The organism is Klebsiella sp. 141153 (assembly GCF_032601995.1).
Taxonomy (GTDB): domain Bacteria; phylum Pseudomonadota; class Gammaproteobacteria; order Enterobacterales; family Enterobacteriaceae; genus Klebsiella; species Klebsiella aerogenes.
Map to the genome: position 1 here is coordinate 165182 of NZ_JAQIRJ010000013.1, position 14507 is coordinate 179688.

Here is a 14507-nt window from a genome sequence, read left to right on the forward strand (position 1 = left end):
ATGCAGATCCTGTTGGCTAACCCGCGCGGTTTTTGCGCCGGCGTTGACCGCGCTATCAGCATTGTCGAAAACGCGCTGACGCTGTACGGCGCGCCGATCTACGTTCGTCACGAAGTTGTCCATAACCGCTACGTCGTCGATAGCCTGCGCCAGCGTGGAGCGATTTTTATCGAACAGATTAGCGAAGTGCCGGACGGCGCGATCCTGATTTTCTCCGCCCACGGGGTTTCACAGGCGGTACGCAACGAAGCGAAGAGTCGTGACCTGACGGTTTTCGACGCTACCTGCCCGCTGGTAACTAAAGTCCATATGGAAGTCGCCCGCGCCAGCCGCCGCGGCGAAGAGTCGATCCTGATCGGCCACGCCGGGCATCCGGAAGTTGAAGGCACCATGGGTCAGTACAATAACCCGGAAGGGGGCATGTACCTGGTTGAGTCGCCGGAAGATGTGCTGACGCTGGAAGTGAAAAACGATGCCCGACTGTCGTTTATGACTCAGACCACGCTCTCCGTCGACGATACTTCTGACGTTATCGACGCGCTGCGCGAGCGCTTCCCGAAAATCGTCGGCCCGCGTAAAGACGATATTTGCTACGCCACGACTAACCGTCAGGAAGCCGTACGCGCGCTGGCGGAACAGGCTGACGTGGTGCTGGTGGTCGGTTCGAAAAACTCCTCTAACTCTAACCGTCTGGCCGAACTGGCGCAGCGGATGGGGAAAGCGGCTTATCTTATCGACGATGCCACCGATATTCAGGAACAGTGGGTGAAATCCGCTGCCTGCGTTGGGGTAACGGCGGGCGCGTCGGCCCCGGATATCCTGGTGCAGAACGTGATTGCCCGCCTGCAGGAGCTGGGCGGCGGTGAAGCGGTGCCGCTGGAAGGCCGTGAAGAGAATATCGTTTTTGAAGTGCCGAAAGAGCTGCGTGTGGATGTCCGTGAAGTAGAGTAAGTTCTTTCATCCATCAGTATGAGAAGATGCCAGACTTAACGTCTGGCATTTTTTTTGGGAGAAAACCATGCGCTTACCGATTATTCTCGACACCGATCCGGGTATTGACGACGCGGCGGCGATCGCCGCCGCGCTCTTCTCACCGCAGCTGGATTTGCAACTCATGACGACGGTCGCGGGTAATGTCTCGGTGGAGAAGACGACCCGCAATGCGCTGCAGTTGCTGCATTTCTGGAATGCTGATGTACCACTGGCGCAAGGGGCATCGATGCCGCTGGTGCGTCCGCTGCGCGATGCCGCCTCGGTGCACGGCGAATCCGGCATGGAGGGCTATGATTTCGTCGAGCATAACCGCCAGCCGCTGGCTAAACCGGCTTTTCAGGCAATTCGCGATGCGCTGATGCACGCGCCGGAACCAGTAACCCTGGTGGCCATCGGCCCGCTAACCAATATTGCTCTGCTGATTACGCAGTATCCTGAGTGCCTGTTTAATATTCGTCGACTGGTGCTGATGGGCGGCTCGGCCGGTCGCGGCAACTTTACCCCTAACGCCGAGTTCAATATCGCCATCGATCCGGAAGCCGCCGCGAAAGTCTTCCAGAGTGGGTTGGACATTGTGATGTGCGGACTGGATGTCACCAATAAGGCGCTGCTGAGTGCGGACTATCTGGCAACCCTGCCGACGCTCAATCAAACCGGTAAAATGCTTCATGCACTGTTTAGCCACTATCGCAGCGGCAGTATGAGCAGCGGCCTGAGAATGCACGATCTCTGCGCTATCGCGTGGTTGGTTCGCCCGGATCTATTTACGCTCAAACCCTGCTTTGTAGCGGTGGAGACGCAGGGGACCTGGACGGCCGGCACCACCGTGGTGGATATCGAAGGGCGTTTGGGACAACCGGCCAACGCCCAAGTGGCGCTGGATTTGGATATCACTGGTTTTCAACGTTGGGCGGCGGAGGTTTTCGCTCTCGCGCCGTGACAGGTAAAGCTAGTGTGAATCGACCACATTACACCATAACTCGCTCGCTTCATCCGTCCACATGAGTAGCAATAATGAAGCGAAGCGTTCAGCCGCCGCGGAAAGAGGACGGTTTTTAACGCGAATCATGCCAAGCGTGCGCCTGATGACCGGTTCAACCAGCGGCACGCTGACGACAGCGCTGTTAGCGTGATGCGGCATGGCCAGGCAGGGCAGAGCCGATATGCCAAGCCCCGCCTCGACCAGACCCAGAGAGGTGGATAAATGTCTGACTTCGTAAAACCAATCTAACCTCCACGGTTTATCCTGCAGGCAACTTTCAATAAGTTGCCGATTACCGCTTGAGCGTCTGACGCCTATTAATCTCTGCGAGACGAGCTCGCGCCATTCCACTAATTTTTTACTGGCGAGCGGATGATCCTGCCGGCAAGCCAGCACGAAGGGTTCGTTGACCAGCGGGCTAAATTCGATATCGGGATGTGTGATGAAGTTCATATTTATTCCAAAATCGACTTCGCCTTTTCTCACCGAAGTCATGCAATTTTCTATACCTTGTTCATAAATTCGAACTTTGATGTGGGGATAGCGCTGATTAAATTGAACGATAGCACGTGGTAAAAAATAAAATACCGCCGTCGGGATACAAGAAAGCGTTACCGTATCATGCACATTCGAAGTCAGATTGCTGATGTTGAAAATGGCGGCATCTAGGCTGGCAATCAGTGATTTCGCTTTAGGAAGGAGCATTTGTCCTGCCTGGGTGAGCATGATTTTTCGGGTGGTTCGTTCGAAAAGCGGGGTATTAAGATTACTTTCTATTTTCTGTATTTTTCGGGTTAGGGCGGGTTGCGTCAGGTTAAGTACTTCAGCGGCTTTGCTAAATGAACCCAGTTCGGCAACAGTGACAAAGGCTTTCATACCGGATAGTTCATTGTTCATTGTTACTCCGTAATCTGAGATGAATTATTAATATGTAGAATGGCCTTGTTAATTATTACCGTGCCGATAGTTATTATTAATGTTTTGTAGGTATAAGTCTTATTTTCATATTTTATCAATCACTATCCGCCTTGCAAGTAGAATCAGATGGTGAACGGTTGTGCGATTAATGAATAATAAAGTAAATAAAAAACTTTAAATGCATTAAGTTCATTAAATTCACGCCCCGTTTATTTATTCTTTTTCTTCTATATTTGTAAGGAGCGTGTTATGAAACAAATTCCGTGTGTTCTCATGCGTGGAGGAACGTCAAAAGGGGCTTTTCTTTTAGCGGATGATCTACCTGAAGATATTCAAAAACGTGATGAGGCGTTATTAACCATCATGGGTTCTGGCCATGAACTGGAAATTGATGGTATTGGCGGTGGTAGCCCGCAAACCAGTAAAGTGGCTATTGTCAGTCAATCGTCCAGCCCACAAGCAGACATTGACTATTTATTTGTGCAGGTCATTGTCAATGAACGGCGGGTCGATACCACGCCTAATTGCGGCAATATGCTGTGCGCGGTAGGTGGATTTGCTATCGAAAAAGGTCTCATCGCGGCGAATTCACCGGTAACGCGGGTGCGTATCAGAAACGTAAATACCAATACCTTTGTCGATGCTGACATTCAAACACCGAACGGCCAGGTCGTTTATGAAGGGAATACCCATATTGATGGCGTTCCCGGGCAGGCGGCTCCCGTTGCTCTGACATTTCTAAACGCCGCCGGGGCGAAGTCGGGCCAACTTTTCCCCACCGGTAACCGGGTCGATATTTTTGATGATATTCGCGTCACGTGTATTGATATGGCGATGCCGATGGTGATTATCCCTGCACACAGTCTCGGTAAAACCGGATATGAATCTGCTGCTGAATTAGACAAGGACAGTGCATTTTTCCAGCGTCTTGAATCTATACGTCAACAAGCTGGCGCGGCAATGGGGTTTGGCGATGTATCCAACATGGTTATACCTAAACCGGTACTGGTTGCTCCACCGCAACACGGCGGAACAATGAGCGTGCGTTATTTCATGCCCCACAGCTGCCATAAGTCTCTGGCGATTACGGGCGCTATCGGTCTGGCGAGCTCTTGTGTTATCGCCGACACCGTGGTTAATGAGCTTACGCGAATGTCTGGTGAAGGATTAATTAGCGTTGAACACCCTAGCGGCAGCATTGAGGTGAACTTAAGTAACGCGAATGGAAATCCTGAAAATATTCGCGCATCGGTTATTCGTACCGCACGTAAGATTCTTTCTGGCATGGTTTATCTCCCTGAATAACTTAATCAGTGTTCTTCTATAATTTTATTCAGGTAAGGGATCAAAATGGATAAAAAAACAGTATGCAAGCTATTAGTGCTTGTCGCCATCCCATTGCTTATTAGTCTATTTCCGGCTCCAGCGGGATTGACCAAACTGGCTTGGGTGCTATCAGGGATTTATCTGGCGGCGATTGTTGGTTTGGTTATTAAGCCGTTTTCTGAACCGGTAATATTGTTAGTCGCTGTCGCCACATCAATGGTCGTTATTGGCAATTTAGGTGATGGCGTAATAAAATCATCGAGTGTATTAAGTGGCTATGCATCGGGAACTACCTGGCTGGTTTTCTCAGCGTTTACCTTAAGTGCCGCCTTTGTTATTACTGGTTTAGGTAAGCGGATTGCTTATATTCTTATTGGCAAGATAGGGAGTTCCACGCTTGGCTTAGGCTATGTTACCGCCTTTCTTGATCTCATCCTTTCCCCCGCAACACCGTCGAATACGGCTCGCGCCGGCGGTATCGTCTTACCTATCATCAATAGCGTGGCTGTTGCGTTAGGCTCGGAACCGGAGCATACGGCAAAACGCGTTGGCCATTATTTGATGATTAACGTCTATATGGTTACCAAAACGACCAGTTATATGTTCTTTACCGCAATGGCTGGGAATATACTGGCGCTCAAAATGATTGAAGATATTTGTCATATCAAATTGAGCTGGGGCGGATGGGCATTAGCCGGAATATTACCTGGCATTATTATGCTGTTATTAACACCGCTCATTACCTATAAGTTATATCCACCAGAGTTAAAGAAAGTGGATAATAAGGCAATTGCCAAAGAGGGTCTTGAGTCTTTAGGGCCGATGACCTTACGTGAAAAAATGCTCTCCTGTCTGTTTGTCATGGCATTAGCCGGTTGGGTATTTAGTAAGTCTCTTGGCGTTAACGAATCAACGGTAGCTATTTGTGTCATGGCATTGATGCTGGTGTTAAAAATCGTCACCTGGGATGATGTGATAAAAAATAAAGGGGGATGGAATACCCTGATTTGGTACGGCGGGATCATTGGCTTGAGTTCACTATTATCTAAAGTGGGCTTTTTCTTGTGGTTAGCTGAATTGCTGAAGGACAATATATCGTTTGGCACTCATAGCACGCTGGCTTTTGTCGTTATCGTAGCATTAAGTATATTAGTGCGTTATTTCTTCGCCTCCGGCAGCGCTTATATTGTGGCGATGGTCCCGGTCTTCGCTATGTTGGCGAATGTTTCCGGTGCGCCAGTGATGTTAACCGCATTAGCCCTGCTGTTTAGTAATTCGTATGGCGGTATGGTCACCCATTATGGCGGGGCCGCTGGCCCGGTGATATTTGGCGTTGGTTATAATGATATTAAATCGTGGTGGATTGTCGGCGGTATATTGGCTCTGCTGACGTTCATCCTGCATATCACCATCGGGGTATGGTGGTGGGAGTTATTAATGTACTGGAAGGTAATCTAATAAATTAATTATTGATTTTAATCTTTTTTATAATCTGCGTTCATGGAACAAGGATATATTTTAAAAACGCTAAATGGAGTGTCGCATTTTTATGTCTCCAGTAACAATTACATTGTCACTATTGTTATTTTCAATTGTGATGTTTATTTGGGAGAAGATCCCGCTGGCGGCGACCGCGATGATCGTATGCATTGTCCTGGTCGTAACCGGCGTGTTTGATGTGAAAACGGCCTTCTCGGGGTTTATTAACCAGAATGTCATTTTATTTGTCGCCATGTTTGTGGTTGGCGGCGCCTTATTCGAAACTGGCGTCACAGATAAAATTGGAGGAATAGTTACCCGTTACGCTCGGTCGGAGAAGCAACTCATCGTTATTATCATGTTGGTTTGCGGAATACTCTCCGGCTTTCTGTCTAACACGGGAACGGCCGCGGTACTGATCCCCGTAGTTATCGGCGCCGCGGTGAAGTCTGGCTATGCGCAATCTCGTTTGTTGATGCCATTAGCGTTTGCGTCGGCGCTGGGTGGAAACTTATCGCTTATTGGCTCGCCGGGTAATTTGATCGCCCAGTCGGCGCTGGAACAAGTCGGGCAACGCTTCGGTTTTTTCGAGTATGCCAAGCTGGGTATCCCTATGCTGCTTTGCGGGATCATCTACTTTTTGACAATAGGTTATAAATTGTTACCGGCACAATCTGTGCGTACCGAGGGAAAAGCAGAAAAGAGCAGGAAAGTTGACTGTCCTAAATATAAGCAAGTTATTGCGGTTTTAGTGTTGGTATTTACCGTACTGGGCATGATTTTTGAGAGCGTCATTGGTTTGCCAATTGCAATTATTGGTTCAATTGGCGCCTTATTTTTGGTTGTTACGCGAGTGATTACTGAAAAACGGGCCTACCAGTCAATTGACTCACAGACGATTTTTCTGTTCGGCGGTACTTTAGCTTTAGCGAAAGCACTCGAAACCACTGGCGCGGGTGAAATCATGGCCCGTTCTATTATCGATCTGCTGGGTCAACAGGCTTCGCCGTTCTTACTGTTAAGTGCTGTGTTAATCATATCCTGTGTATTAACGAACTTCATGTCGAATACCGCAACAGCGGCCTTGCTGATTCCTATTGGTCTGTCTATTGCGAATTCCATGGGGGCCGATCCGCGAGCGGTGCTAATGGCTATTGTCATTGGTTGTTCATGTGCTTATGCGACCCCGGTGGGGACGCCGGCGAATATGATGATTTTTTCCGCCGGAGGATATCGGTTTATGGATTATGTCAGGGTCGGATTACCGCTGATTATTATATCTGTGGTGGTGAGCTTTATTTTACTGCCGATATTTTTTCCTTTCTATTCGTAATAATACGGATAAAAGCATCGCCTAATTATTTAATCTATCTGAAGGACACAAGTCATGATTAAATTACATGATAGTGGGGTATATTTATCCCATCAGCATGGGATTATCCCAGAACAGGAATGCGCCAATCCTGTCGCCAAAGAGATTGCACGAAAGGGAACCATAGCATGGTCAATTTTGTCATCTCATAGCCACTCGGGAGATGAACAGAAATTAAAAATTAAATTTGATTCTATGACCTCCCATGACCTTACCTTTGTTGGCATCATCCAGACGGCAAAAGCCTCCGGCATGACCCGCTTTCCATTGCCGTATGTTTTAACCAACTGCCACAATTCACTTTGTGCGGTGGGAGGAACCATTAACAGCGACGATCATATTTTTGGTCTCACTTCCGCGCAGAAATATGGCGGGATTTACGTTCCGCCGCATATTTCGGTTATTCACCAGTATATGCGTGAAATGATGGCTGGTAGCGGCCAAATGATACTGGGATCGGATAGTCATACGCGTTATGGCGCGCTGGGGACGATGGCCGTCGGTGAAGGCGGCGGTGAGCTAGTTAAACAACTGCTGGGAAACACCTGGGATATTGATTATCCCGATGTCGTCGCGGTGTATTTAACTGGCAAACCTGCCGCTGGCGTTGGCCCTCAGGATATTGCGTTGGCATTAATTGGCGCGGTATTCAAAAACGGTTATGTGAAGAACAAAGTGATGGAATTCGTTGGTCCCGGCGTGGCCAGTATGTCGACCGACTATCGAAACAGTATTGATGTCATGACTACTGAGACGACCTGCTTATCCTCTATCTGGCAGACCGATGAAGAGACGCGGCATTTTTTACGCCTTCATGGTAGAGAGAAAGATTATCGTGCACTGTCAGCAAAAGAGATGGCCTACTACGATGGTTGTATCGAAATCGATTTAAGTACCATCAAGCCGATGATCGCGCTACCGTTTCATCCAGCCAATGTCTATGAAATTGATACACTTAATCAGAATTTACCGGACATTTTACGCCAGGTTGAAATTGAAGCTGAGAAAATCTCGCTGGGACGCGCGAAGCTTTCACTGCTGGACAAAATAGAGAACGGTAAATTACGCGTTCAGCAGGGCATTATTGCTGGTTGCGCCGGGGGAAACTATGTCAACGTCGTACAGGCGGCGAATGCCCTGAGGCATCACTCCTGTGGCGATAATATTTTCTCGCTTTCAGTTTACCCCTCCTCACAACCGGTGCTGATGGCGTTAACGAAGAAGGGAATGATCAATGACTTAATGAGTGCGGGCGCCATTATTCGTACCGCGTTCTGCGGTCCTTGCTTCGGCGCCGGTGATACCCCGATGCATAATGGCTTAAGTATCCGTCATACGACGCGTAACTTTCCGAACCGTGAAGGTTCCAAGCCGGGAAATGGGCAGATGTCGGCGGTGGCATTGATGGACGCGCGTTCAATTGCCGCGACGGCCGCTAACGGGGGATTGTTAACCTCGGCGGCGGAGCTCGATTGCTGGCATGATGCTCCGGAATATGAATTTGATGTTTCCCCCTATAAAAACCGGATTTATCAGGGATTCGTTAAAGGCGCTACACAGCAGCCGCTAATCTATGGCCCGAATATAAAAGATTGGCCGGAAATGAATGCATTAACGGATAATGTTCTGTTAGTGGTCGCCGCAAAGATAATGGATCCGGTAACGACTACCGACGAGCTGATACCGTCAGGGGAAACATCATCGTTTCGTTCGAACCCCCTGGGGCTGGCGGAATTTACGCTCTCCCGTCGCGATCCGCAGTATGTGGGGCGGGCTAAAAAAATTGCCGTTATGGAGCAACAACGCGTTAAGGGTGAAGATCTTTGCCGTTTAAATCCACAGCTGGAAAATATATTTTCCCAGATACGTCTGCTACCGGGTCAGGAAAATATTAGCGCGGCACAGACTGAGATAGGTAGCATGATCTATGCGGTCAAACCCGGTGATGGCTCAGCGCGAGAGCAGGCCGCTAGCTGCCAGCGCGTGCTTGGCGGGCTGGCCAATATTAGCCAGGAGTATGCGACCAAGCGCTATCGTTCCAATGTGATTAACTGGGGGATGCTGCCGCTGCAGATGAAAGAGGCGCCTGATTTCGAGGTCGGCGATTTTATCTATATCCCGGCAATAAAAAGCGCACTAACCGGTGAGTTTAGTGATATCACCGCTTTTGTAGTCAGCGATAATCGACCTGTGAAGCAGATAACGCTTTATATGGAGAAATTAACCTCGTCGGAGCAGGAGATTATTAAGGCCGGTGGTCTTATTAATTATAATAGAAATCAATTAATCCTCGCTAATTAATATCTGGTCATGCTTGCAGTGTTTCTCTGCCAGCAATCCTTTCAACATTAATATATCTTTTCTTGTGCCAGCACATTAATTTATGCTGAAGCGTTGTTTAGGCTAAGGAGTGTTTGGTTTGAAGGGGGCTCCGATGTGCCCCGCTGTCATTAATTCGTTCTCATGGAGAGAATATCATGACCTATGGACAGGCCTATCTTAAAGGCTGGAAACAGGCTTTTAATTTCGTTGGACGCTCTGACCGCCGTGAGTTCTGGTCATTTTTTCTTATCAACGCCCTGATTGTGGCAACCCCTTTACTCATCTGGTATCTGGCTACGCTTTATGACTACCGGTATGGCGTTTTGAGTCTGTTTCTCTTCCCGTTGGCTTTTGTGCTTCATTTACCGATGATTATCCCAATATTGGCGGTAGGTTTTCGCCGGATGCATGATATTGGCCGCTCTGGTTTCTGGTTTTTACCGGGGATCGTTTTCCCGGTGTTTATTATTTTATCTTTGGCAATGTGCTGCCTGCGTTCAGCGCCGGAACCGTCTCGCTAAGAAAATCAATCATTGCCCGCATTCTGGCGGGCATATGCTTATGCCCCGCCCATAACAGCCACAGATTGCCAGAGTAGCTGCTGATAAACTCCCACTCCGCCAGCACCTGCACGATTTCACCCTTTGCCAGCGCTTCACGGGCGGTAAACAGTGGCAGACTGCCAATCCCCAGATGCTGTTTAACCGCATCAAGACGCACCGCAGTGTGGTTAGCGGCGTAGCGTCCGTACGTCTGCACCGTTTCGTTTTTGCCTTCGCGGCGAAATTTCCAACGCGCGTCGGCGGGCGTTTCGCCAAGACTGATACAGCTATGCGCGCGCAGATCCTGCGGGGTACGCGGCATTCCGTGGCGCTGTAAGTACTCTTTAGTGGCGCAGATGACATGAACAATCGGCATCAGCGGTTTGCCATGCAGTCCAGGGGAAGGGGTATGGGTAATACGCAGCGCGAGATCGATGCCGTCATCAATAAAGTCGAGATCGCGATCTTCTAAACGTAAACAGACGTCAACCTGCGGATAACGGTTGAAAAAGTCGATCATTAGCGGATGAATGACAAAGCGCCCGACGGCTTTTGGTACGCTCAGCGTGAGTTTACCCTGCGCCACCGTCTGGGTACTTCCGGCGCAGTCCATAGCCTGGCGCGCCGCTTCCAGCATTTCCAGCGCATGTTCATACACCGCTTTCCCGGCATCGCTCAGCCGCAGCTTGCGGGTGGTTCGGTGCAACAGTTTGCAGCGCATCTCCTGTTCCAGCCGCGAGACGCTGCGACTGACGGCGGATGGCGTAATCCCGCTCTGACGGGCGACGGCGGAAAAGCTGCCTTGTTCGACAATCTGTACGAAGAGGGCGAGGTCGGGGAGAAGGTTCAGATTCATTTGTGCTCTCAAAGCAAAAGTGCATTGGTTGTGGAGGCCATTATCGCGGTCAATATTATCAATATACTGTGCTGACAGAGAGGAGAACAATCATGACTGAACGTATTTATTACGCCAGCGACGCCACCGAAGGGTGCGCACACATTATCAGCTGCAGCGCTGAAGCCGATGGTGGTTATGCCATTGAACTTGATCGCACGTTGTTCCATCCGCAGGGCGGCGGGCAGCCGTCCGATCGCGGCTGGATCGATGAGCAGCCCGTAATGGCGGTCACGACGCGCGGCGATAGTGTCCTGCATATCGTTGCCCAGCCGCTGCCGTTAGGCGAGGTGGAGCTACGAATTGATGCGCCTGTGCGGCAACGGCATGCCCGTTTGCACTCTGCTGGTCACTTGCTGGGACTGGCCGGCGAGCAGTTCGGCTGGCGACCGGTGAAGGCGCATCACTGGCCGGGAGAGGGACGGATTACGTTTGCTGCCGGCGCTGGCGCCGCGTTACCGGAAGCCAGCGCGCTGCTGGCGCAGGTGAGCGCGTGGCAGAAGCAGGATTTACCGCGCCGCATCACCTTCGCTAATGGTCTGCGCGCCGTAGGATTCGGCGAACTGGCAGCTTATCCCTGTGGCGGTACCCATGTCGTTAGTCTGGCGGCGTTGGGAAATATCGTCATCAGCCAGCTGAAAATGAAAAAAGGGCAGATGATCGTCAGCTATACCCTCGAATAAGCGTTTCAGACGTGCTCAGGGTAGGGATGTTTGCCGCGATAAATGCGTTCCGGCCGGCCGACTTTGCCATAACTGATTTCCGCTTCCAGAAAATCGTTTTTAACGCCTTGTTCGAGATAACGGCGGGCAGTGGTTTTACTGCTGCCGAGGATGCGGGCCAGAGAGTCGGCGGTATGCACGACTTCCGGGTCGGAGAACAGCTGCAGCACGCGGTGAAAGGTGCTTTCATCAATCCCGCGCAGCGGCGCGTCAGCAGGTTCAGTGTGCTCGCGAGCCTGGATATTAAACAGGGCGTCGACGTGGGTCTGGCTGGCCTGTTCGCTCGAACGCAATGAGCTGCGGTAGCGGGCGAAACGCTCGAGCGTATGTTGTAAACGTTGATAGTGTACGGGCTTAATCAGGTAATCGAATACTCCCAGTCGCAGGGCTTCGCTGATGGTCTCCATATGATTATCGGCGGTAATGAAAATGATTCGCCCTTTGTAGTTAGTGCTGACAGCGTGGCGAATCAGATCCAACCCCTTGCCGTCAGGGAGAAAGTTATCCAGCAGGATCAGCTGCGGCTGGTAGAGACGCATCAGCTTTTTCGCGCTTTCCAGTTTATCCGCGATGCCGATTACGTTGAACTGGGGGAACTGTTTGATGGTATCCACCAGGATTTCCGCCAGCATAGGTTCGTCTTCAACGATAAGAGTAGTAATGCTATCCATGATGTTCATCTCGGGTCAGGGGGATATAAAGGGTAAAGATGGTGCCAAAGGGAATGTTATTTTCGACGACGATAGTGCCGCCTGCTTGTTCTACGTAACTGCGCACCAGCCAGAGCCCAATACCGTGCTCGGCGCTGGCGCTACTGGTGACGCCACGCTCAAAGATGCGATCGCGTAGCGTCTCGTCAATACCGCATCCCTGGTCGGCGATCTCGACGATCAGTTCATGACCGTCGCTATTTATTAAACACTCGATCTGCTTCGATCCCAGCGGCTGGCGTAACGAGGCATTGTAGGCGTTATCGAGCAGATTCCCTACGATCGAGATCCATTCGCTGGGAGAAAGCGCGCTGGGAAGGATATCGACGAAGCAGGCGGGGTCGAATACCAGTTCAAGACCAAGCTCTTTGGCCCGATAATATTTACCGATCAGCAGCCCGGCAAGGTGGTTATCCTGGAAATTACGCGCAATAAAATCGAGTACCTTCTGGTGGCTTTCTGACTGTTGCTGAATCAGATCCAGCGCGTGATCGTAGCGTTTAAGAAACAACAGTCCGGCGATGGTCGAGATCAGGTTGCGGTGTTCATGCTGCACGGCGCGCAGATTATCGGCGTACTGCTGTACCTGGCTGAGCTGCAGACTGAGGGTGTTGATATCGTCTTTACTGCGAAAACTGATGACCCAACCCTGTGGGGCATTATTTAAGATCACCGCCATCCGGCTGGCGATCACTTTGATCTGATTAAAAGTGACGATCGCGTCTTTCTTATTCTCATGCGGCGCATCGTAGAAGAATGCCTCTTGCGCAATGACGCTACTGATCTTTTTACCGATCAGTACGGGCTCCGGCTGGCTTAGATTAAGCAGACGACGGGCGGTCTGATTAATGGCGGTTATCTTATAATTTGAGTCGATGGCGATGAGCCCTTCAAACACCGATTCAAAGAGCACGCTTTGCTGGATGAGCAGCTGCGAGAGCTGCTGGGGCTCCATATTGAGCATTTGCTTTTTGATATGCAGCGAGAAGCGGCGAGCGCAGTACAGCAGCAATAGCAGGATAATCGCCATCGGGATCAGTAGCGAGCTTATCTGCAGGCTGAGCCAGTTTTCTAACTGTTCAATGGTATAACCGACCGACACGATGCCGATGACTTTCCCGGTGGCGTCCTGCACCGGCGATTTACCCCGTAATGATGAACCTAGCGAACCTTTGCGTACCGAGACATAGCTTTTGGCGTTATACAGCGCCTCATCGCTATCGCCACCTTCCATTGATTTACCGATTTCGTCCGGGTTGACGTGATAAAGACGCTGTCCGTTGGCATCGCCGACGGTGATGTAGGTGGCGTCTGAGAATGAACGCATGGGGTCGATAAGCTCTTTAATTCTGGCGAGATCGCGCTTCTGTACCGCTTCTACCAGCTCCGGCATTGCTGAAATCTGCATCGCCTGAATCAATGCCCGTTGCCCGACCTGGTAATGAAGACGTTCTTCGGTAATATCTGTTAGATACCAGGACATACCCAGCATGACGACAGTTGAGGTAAATAAGATCAGCAGGAAGATGCGGTTCTGAAAGGACCGCCGCGCAAACCAGTGGGTTATTTTTCGGGTGTACATAGGGCCGATAGACATTAAATGGCTAGTTTCCTCGTTTGGCGGTCCGGGTACCTGCAGATGGCGCACAGATCCAAAAAATTCAGAAAAACGCCCGTTCAAAACCATTGAATCGGGCGCTGGTTTGGTAGCCCGGATAAGGCGCCAGCCGCTATCCGGGAACCTCTCCCCGGTGGCGCTGCGCTTACCGGGGCTACAAACCGGAGCGGACCGGTAGCCCGGCTAAGGCGCCAGCCGCTATCCGGGAACCTCTCCCCGGGTGGCGCTGCGCTTACCGGGGCTACAAACCGGAGCGGACGGGTAACCCGGATAAGGCGCCAGCCGCTATCCGGGAACCTCTCCCCGGTGGCGCTGCGCTTACCGGAGCTACAAACCGGAGCGGACCGGTCGCCCGGATAAGGCGCCAGCCGCCATCCGGGAACCTCTCCCCGGTGGCGCTACGCTTACCGGGGCTACAAACCGGAGCGGACGGGTAGCCCGGATAAGGCGCCAGCCGCTATCCGGGATGGATGCCGGCCTACATCGCCAGCACGTACTTGAGCATCACCCCGGCGGCGATCGCCGAGCCGATCACCCCGGCCACGTTCGGGCCCATCGCGTGCATCAGCAGGAAGTTCTGCCCGTCCGCTTCCAGACCCACCTTGTTGGACACCCTCGCCGCCATCGG

The 14507-nt window shown here is 51.0% G+C and carries 13 protein-coding genes; 8 read left to right on the top strand and 5 right to left on the bottom strand.

All coding sequences use genetic code 11. The annotated features are described in order from the left end of the window. The gene (ispH, locus tag PGS10_RS22005; protein ID WP_015368325.1) at nt 1-951 is read left to right on the top strand and encodes a 4-hydroxy-3-methylbut-2-enyl diphosphate reductase; all 951 of its coding nucleotides are present in this window, start codon (nt 1-3) and stop codon (nt 949-951) included. Nucleotides 952-1018: 67 nt separating this feature from the next. Next, complete coding sequence (gene rihC, locus PGS10_RS22010) at nt 1019-1933, top strand: ribonucleoside hydrolase RihC (protein WP_047065103.1); 915 nt, start codon at nt 1019-1021, stop codon at nt 1931-1933. A 9-nt stretch (nt 1934-1942) separates the two neighbouring features. Here rihC and PGS10_RS22015 read toward each other — a convergent pair whose 3' ends face one another. Next, the gene (locus tag PGS10_RS22015) at nt 1943-2872 is read right to left on the bottom strand and encodes a LysR family transcriptional regulator (protein ID WP_045395794.1); all 930 of its coding nucleotides are present in this window, start codon (nt 2870-2872) and stop codon (nt 1943-1945) included. A 270-nt stretch (nt 2873-3142) separates the two neighbouring features. Here PGS10_RS22015 and PGS10_RS22020 point away from each other — a divergent pair, with 270 nt between their 5' ends. From PGS10_RS22020 to PGS10_RS22040, 5 genes are all read left to right on the top strand, one after another. Then, nucleotides 3143-4198 (top strand): 4-oxalomesaconate tautomerase, encoded by a 1056-nt coding sequence (locus PGS10_RS22020; RefSeq protein WP_063413954.1) that lies wholly within the window; start codon nt 3143-3145, stop codon nt 4196-4198. Between the two features lie 45 nt (nt 4199-4243). After that, a complete protein-coding gene (locus PGS10_RS22025; RefSeq protein ID WP_316423499.1) occupies nt 4244-5677 on the top strand; it encodes an anion permease in 1434 nt (477 codons plus the stop codon). A 91-nt stretch (nt 5678-5768) separates the two neighbouring features. After that, nucleotides 5769-7031 carry an SLC13 family permease gene (locus PGS10_RS22030; protein WP_316423500.1) on the top strand — a complete coding sequence of 421 codons (1263 nt, stop codon included), beginning with the start codon at nt 5769-5771 and terminating at the stop codon, nt 7029-7031. Between the two features lie 54 nt (nt 7032-7085). Then, on the top strand, nt 7086-9371 hold the full coding sequence (locus PGS10_RS22035; protein ID WP_316423501.1) for a hydratase: 2286 nt from the start codon (nt 7086-7088) through the stop codon (nt 9369-9371). Between the two features lie 176 nt (nt 9372-9547). Further along, nucleotides 9548-9913: a DUF805 domain-containing protein gene (locus PGS10_RS22040; protein WP_047050152.1), complete on the top strand. Its 366-nt coding sequence runs from the start codon at nt 9548-9550 to the stop codon at nt 9911-9913. Here PGS10_RS22040 and PGS10_RS22045 read toward each other — a convergent pair. Beyond that, nucleotides 9858-10790 carry a LysR family transcriptional regulator gene (locus PGS10_RS22045; protein ID WP_045395780.1) on the bottom strand — a complete coding sequence of 311 codons (933 nt, stop codon included), beginning with the start codon at nt 10788-10790 and terminating at the stop codon, nt 9858-9860. The two genes, PGS10_RS22040 and PGS10_RS22045, sit on opposite strands and share 56 nt — an antisense overlap. A gap of 92 nt (nt 10791-10882) precedes the next feature. On the opposite strand from PGS10_RS22045, the gene PGS10_RS22050 reads away from it, so the two are divergent. Continuing rightward, complete coding sequence (locus PGS10_RS22050; RefSeq protein WP_047043975.1) at nt 10883-11512, top strand: alanyl-tRNA synthetase; 630 nt, start codon at nt 10883-10885, stop codon at nt 11510-11512. Between the two features lie 5 nt (nt 11513-11517). Here the strand turns inward: PGS10_RS22050 and citB are convergent, their stop codons facing one another. The 3 genes from citB to PGS10_RS22065 all read right to left on the bottom strand — a co-directional run. Then, nucleotides 11518-12222 carry a citrate response regulator transcription factor CitB gene (gene citB, locus PGS10_RS22055; protein ID WP_045395773.1) on the bottom strand — a complete coding sequence of 235 codons (705 nt, stop codon included), beginning with the start codon at nt 12220-12222 and terminating at the stop codon, nt 11518-11520. Then, nucleotides 12215-13843 carry a citrate sensor histidine kinase CitA gene (citA, locus tag PGS10_RS22060; RefSeq protein WP_047043977.1) on the bottom strand — a complete coding sequence of 543 codons (1629 nt, stop codon included), beginning with the start codon at nt 13841-13843 and terminating at the stop codon, nt 12215-12217. The genes citB and citA overlap by 8 nt, the downstream gene beginning before the upstream one ends. Before the next feature lie 514 nt (nt 13844-14357). Then, nucleotides 14358-14507, bottom strand: a 150-nt coding sequence (locus tag PGS10_RS22065) for a sodium ion-translocating decarboxylase subunit beta (protein ID WP_142285316.1), incomplete at its 5' end; no start/stop codon positions are given.

Excerpts from the sequence above, each read along its gene's own strand:
- PGS10_RS22030 (WP_316423500.1), top strand. The coding sequence starts at position 5,769 with ATGTCTCCAGTAACAATTACATTGTCACTATTGTTATTTTCAATTGTG.
- PGS10_RS22015 (WP_045395794.1), bottom strand. The coding sequence starts at position 2,872 with ATGAACAATGAACTATCCGGTATGAAAGCCTTTGTCACTGTTGCCGAA.
- rihC (WP_047065103.1), top strand. The coding sequence starts at position 1,019 with ATGCGCTTACCGATTATTCTCGACACCGATCCGGGTATTGACGACGCG.
- PGS10_RS22020 (WP_063413954.1), top strand. The coding sequence starts at position 3,143 with ATGAAACAAATTCCGTGTGTTCTCATGCGTGGAGGAACGTCAAAAGGG.
- PGS10_RS22035 (WP_316423501.1), top strand. The coding sequence starts at position 7,086 with ATGATTAAATTACATGATAGTGGGGTATATTTATCCCATCAGCATGGG.
- PGS10_RS22025 (WP_316423499.1), top strand. The coding sequence starts at position 4,244 with ATGGATAAAAAAACAGTATGCAAGCTATTAGTGCTTGTCGCCATCCCA.
- PGS10_RS22040 (WP_047050152.1), top strand. The coding sequence starts at position 9,548 with ATGACCTATGGACAGGCCTATCTTAAAGGCTGGAAACAGGCTTTTAAT.
- citB (WP_045395773.1), bottom strand. The coding sequence starts at position 12,222 with ATGGATAGCATTACTACTCTTATCGTTGAAGACGAACCTATGCTGGCG.
- PGS10_RS22045 (WP_045395780.1), bottom strand. The coding sequence starts at position 10,790 with ATGAATCTGAACCTTCTCCCCGACCTCGCCCTCTTCGTACAGATTGTC.
- PGS10_RS22050 (WP_047043975.1), top strand. The coding sequence starts at position 10,883 with ATGACTGAACGTATTTATTACGCCAGCGACGCCACCGAAGGGTGCGCA.
- citA (WP_047043977.1), bottom strand. The coding sequence starts at position 13,843 with ATGTACACCCGAAAAATAACCCACTGGTTTGCGCGGCGGTCCTTTCAG.
- ispH (WP_015368325.1), top strand. The coding sequence starts at position 1 with ATGCAGATCCTGTTGGCTAACCCGCGCGGTTTTTGCGCCGGCGTTGAC.